The organism is Luteibacter sp. P4_D7_3, assembly GCF_056401735.1.
Window position 1 is genome coordinate 1 of record NZ_JBFUIT010000307.1, and the last position, 4,618, is coordinate 4,618.

At 65.6% G+C, this 4,618-nt stretch carries 4 protein-coding genes and 1 pseudogene; 1 reads left to right on the forward strand and 4 read right to left on the reverse strand.

The window, feature by feature from the left end:
- Positions 1–214: pseudogene (locus AC1DSN_RS18625) on the forward strand (hypothetical protein); the annotation flags it as partial.
- A 34-nt stretch (positions 215–248) separates the two neighbouring features.
- Here the strand turns inward: AC1DSN_RS18625 and AC1DSN_RS18630 are convergent.
- The 4 genes from AC1DSN_RS18630 to kaiC all read right to left on the reverse strand — a co-directional run.
- Positions 249–2,336, reverse strand: a complete 2,088-nt coding sequence (locus AC1DSN_RS18630) for a hybrid sensor histidine kinase/response regulator (RefSeq protein WP_477332151.1) — start codon at positions 2,334–2,336, stop codon at positions 249–251.
- Entirely contained in the window at positions 2,336–2,635 is a 300-nt protein-coding gene (locus AC1DSN_RS18635; RefSeq protein ID WP_063572426.1) for a circadian clock KaiB family protein, read from the reverse strand. The genes AC1DSN_RS18630 and AC1DSN_RS18635 overlap by 1 nt, the downstream gene beginning before the upstream one ends.
- Positions 2,632–2,952 (reverse strand): circadian clock KaiB family protein, encoded by a 321-nt coding sequence (locus tag AC1DSN_RS18640; RefSeq protein ID WP_063572427.1) that lies wholly within the window; start codon positions 2,950–2,952, stop codon positions 2,632–2,634. The genes AC1DSN_RS18635 and AC1DSN_RS18640 overlap by 4 nt, the downstream gene beginning before the upstream one ends.
- Positions 2,949–4,618 (reverse strand): circadian clock protein KaiC (gene kaiC, locus AC1DSN_RS18645; RefSeq protein ID WP_477332153.1); only part of this gene is annotated, 1,670 nt, incomplete at its 5' end. The genes kaiC and AC1DSN_RS18640, both read right to left, overlap by 4 nt.

Genomic DNA, 4,618 nt, shown 5'->3' on the forward strand with positions numbered 1-4,618 from the left:
TGCCGGAACCTACATGCCAGCCCTGGTCGCCGTCCGGCATGACCCCTTGGCCAAGGCCTTCTACGAGCAACTCGTCCGCCGTGGAAAGAAGAAGCGCCAAGCCCTCACGGCGGTCATGCGTAAGTACCTGACAGGCCTGTGGGCCTGTCTGCAGAACAACGAGAACTTCGATACCTCGAAGCTCTTCAGCCCTGAACACCTCAAGAACGCTTGACGGCCAAGAGAGTATCTACATGGAGCGGGTGGCGTCAGGTGGTGGCTCCGCGGGCACGAGCCAGGGCGGCGGCCAGAGCGGCACGGGAATAAGGTTTGTGCAGGAGTTCGACGTCGCTTGGGGCGCCCTTGCCGCCGTGTTGCTGGGCGGTGTAGCCGGAGGCCAACACCACGGCGACGGTGGGATAGTTCTCCCGCACGTGGCGGGCGAGGTCCAGGCCGTTGATCTCCCCGGGCATGATCACATCGCTGAAGACCACGTCGATGTCCGTGCGCTGGGCGAGGACGTCAAGCGCCTGGGCGGCGTCGGCAGCCTCGAGGGTCGTGTAGCCGAGTGCGCCCAGAAGGGCCACGGACACCTCGCGCACGTTGATGTCATCGTCCACGACAAGCACGCGTCCGTCGCCGGCGGCCGTGGGCGCCTGGGCCTCAGGCGAAGCGGCCGCCACCTCGTCGGTATAGGGCAGGCACAGGTCGATCGTGGTGCCCTGCCCCACTTCACTGGTAACGCTCACGAAGCCGCCCGATTGCCTCACGAAACCATAAACCTGGCTAAGACCCAGCCCTGTGCCCTTGCCCAGTGCCTTGGTGGTRAAGAACGGATCGAAGATGCGCGCGGCGGTCTCGGGCGTCATGCCCGTGCCGCTGTCGCGCACGCGGAGCACCACATAGGTCCCCGGCTCAGCCGACATCGCCAGCGCCTCGCGCGGCGTCAACGTGGTGAGCGATGTCGTGATCGTCAGGCGGCCGCCATGCGGCATCGCATCGCGCGCGTTGATGGCAAGATTCAGGATCGCGGTTTCGAGCTGGTGTGGATCGCTTCGGCAATACCAACGCTGTGCCGGCCGAGGAAGCTCCAGCGAAACCGTTTCGCCCAGGGCGCGGCCAAGCAGCGTGGCGAAGTCGCGCAGCAGGTCGTCGACGCAGACGGGCTGCGCCTGCAGGTCCTGCCGGCGGGAGAAGGCCAATAGCTGCTGGTTCAGACTGGCGCCGCGCTCCACGCCCGCTTTCGCGGCGGCGAAGAAGCGCTGGGCTTTCGCGTTGTCTGCGGGTACGGCGCTCTCCAGCACGTCCAGGCTGCCGCCGATGACCATCAGCAGGTTGTTGAAGTCGTGGGCGATGCCCCCGGTGAGCTGGCCAACGGCTTCCATCTTCTGCGCCTGACGCAGCTGAATCTCCATCAGGCGACGCTCGGTGATATCGCCGACGACACCCACAAGACGTGCCGGCACGCCGTCGCGATCATAGGTACGGCCTTTGACGTGCACCCAACGGTGAGTGGCGGCCTCTCCTGCCGGACGCACGCGCCGCTCGAAATCGAGGACGCCGGTTTCCATGGCCTGCTCGAAGGCCGCTCTCACCTCGTCCTGTTCATGGGCGAGGAACGGTTGCGACAGCGACTCGAGCGTGCGGCCCTCGGGACCGGCCTGCGCGAGTCCCAGGATGACTTCAGCCTGCCGTGAAATCGTGACCGTTCGGTCCGCGAGATCGATGTCCCAGCTACCCATGCCCGCCGCATCGAGCGCTACCGCAAGGCGATCTTCCACGCTGCGTCGTTCGGCTATTTCGCCGGCCAGTTGCGCATTCGCCGCCGACAGCTCATGGCTGCGCTGCCGGGCGTGCGTGAGGTCGGTCGCGATCACACAAATGACGCGCGGCATGCCGGGTTCAAAAGGCAATTCGACGGCCGACAGCGTCACCGGAACGACGCGGCCATCGATGCGGCGAAGACTCACTTCCGCCGCCCTGCCCGCTTCCGCACCCGGGGACAGCATCTCGGCCATCAACGCGGCATCGGCACGCTCCAGATACGGCACGACGGAGCGGCCGATCATCGACTCGCGCGTCGAGCCCAGCAAGGAAGCGAAGCGTTGGTTGCAGTAAAGGACCACCCCGTCCCCCGTCAGGGTGACGGCGCCTTCCTGCATGTGTTCAACGAGCACGCGATAGGGCCGGTCGGCACTCTCGAGCGTGTAGATGCGCTGCCCCTCGGGATGGTGGACGACCACCGCGTCCACTTCACCCCGACGGATGGCATCCAGCGTTTCTTCCGCCTCGCGCAGCCGTTCCTCGAGCCGTTCACGGCTGGGCAGTTCGTCTTCAAGGTAATCGTCGCGCACCATCAGCCTCGTTCGGGTGGCCGTGGCGCAAGGTCGAGCCCGGCCAGGACTTTGAGCTCATCGGAGAGGTCCCCGATGATGCGACGCAAAGGCTCGGGCAACACCTTGACCAGCGTCGGCGTGGCAACGATCTGCAGGTCCCTCGTTGTCTCCGGGCGCTCGTACACATCGATAACCTCGAGCTCGTACCGGCCGTCGAGATTCTCTTCGCAGATTTTGCGCAGGTTTTCGATGGCACGCGTGGAACGGGGCGTGGAGCCGGTGATGAACAGTCGGAGCTGGTAGTGCGGCAACGAGGTCATGTCGCGGACGACCGCGGGATCATGTCCAGGCCCACGAGGACGCGCTCCGCATTGGACAGGTCGCCGATGACGCGACGCAGCGGCGGCGGCAGGCGCCGGATGAGTGTGGGGACCGCCACGATCTGGTCGCCCGCAGCCAGCTGCGGCGTCACCTGTAGGTCGACCACTTCGATGGTGTAACGCCCGGCCAGATGCTCTTCGCAAAGCCGCTTCAGGTTGGCGATGGCCGCCAGCGACTTGGGCGTCTGGCCGGCGACGTACAGGCGCAGGTGAACCTGGCCATCGTCGTCGAGGGGTACGTCGTGTGCGGCGCTCACAAGTCACCTCGCAGCGTCGACATCAGGGATCGGTCGGCATGGCGGTTGGTCGCGTCCACCTCGTCCTGCTCGCCCATCCGGGTCACCTCGGCCTCTTCGCTCTCCAGCTCGGCCTGCAGTTCGGCGATCTGCCGCTCAACCGCAACACGACGACGCTCCAGCACCCTCCGGCGGGCCGTGACCCTGTCCTGCCTGGCCTGTTCGGCCTCCCGTTCGCGCGCTTCCTGGGCGACCCGTGCGGTGCCGGTGAGCACACCATCGGGTCCGACGTAAACGGGCACCATCTCGATGCCGTGATCCGTCAGGCGGTATTCCCGCAGCTGCTTGGAATGGCTCATGCCGCGTGCCTTCAGCAACGAAAGGACGCGATTGCGTTCGCCGTTGGCCTCGAGATCGGTCAGCGCAATCCAGATGTCCATGAGCGAGGAAACATCGCGCTCACCGTCCGTCATGGCGTCACCCGTGGACGACAGGGACGTAAAGAGTGCCGTGATGCCGCGGCTCTTGCAGATGTCGGCCAGTCGCAGCAACGTGGCGTTGACCTCGACCGCGGGGCCACGGAAGGCCGAGATCGGGTCGACCACGATGACGCTGGGGTTGTATGTCTCGATATCCCGGTGCATGCGCGCCAGATGCATCTCGAACCCGTAAAGGCTCGGGCGGGCCGCTTCGAACACCAACAGACCCGCATCGCGGTGTCGCTGCAGGTCGATACCCACCGATCCCATGTTGCGGATGACCTGGGCGGCCGACTCTTCGAAGGCGAAATACAGGCTGCGTTCGCCACGGGCACAGGCCGCGTCGACAAACGAGGCCGCGAGCGTCGATTTGCCCGTACCGGCGGAACCCGACACCAGCACGCTGGAGCCACGGTAGTAACCATGACGTCCGAGCATCGCGTCCAGCCCTGCGACGCCGGCAGAGATCACCTCCGACGACACCTCGTGCGCCAGCCCCGCCGAGGTGATCGGCAACACGGTCACGCCTTGCTCGTCGATGAGGAAGGGATATTCGTTGGTCCCGTGGGACGAACCGCGATACTTGATCACGCGCAAACGGCGTGTCGTCACCTGGTCGATCACGCGGTTGTCGAGCAGGATCACGCAGTCGGAGACGTACTCCTCGATGCCGTACCGGGTGAGCTGGCCTTCGCCACGCTCCGCGGTCACGATCGCCGTGACGCCCTTGGCCTTGAGGAAGGCGAAGAGGCGGCGCAACTCCGATCGCAGCGTGGCCGAATCCTCCAGCCCCGCGAACAATGCCTCGACCGTATCCAGGACGACGCGTTTGGCGCCTATCGTGTCGATCGCGTGGCCAAGACGCACGAACAGGCCTTCCAGATCGTAGTCACCGGCTTGTTCGATCTCTCCACGCTCGAGGCGCACGTAGTCCACGACCAGCTTTTTTCGCGCGATGAGATCGTCGAGGTCGAAGCCGAGCGAGGCGACGTTGGTGGTGAGCTCGTCCTGGCGCTCCTCGAAGCTCATGAAGACGCCGGGATCGCCGTGATCTTCGGAGCCCTTGACGAGAAAAGTGATGCCGAAGAGCGTCTTGCCGCAGCCGGCCGCGCCGCACATAAGCGTGGGACGGCCTTCGGGCAGGCCTCCGAAGGTGAGCGCGTCCAGACCGGCAATGCCGGTGGGGGTTTTGCGCAGCGGTGGGGCCT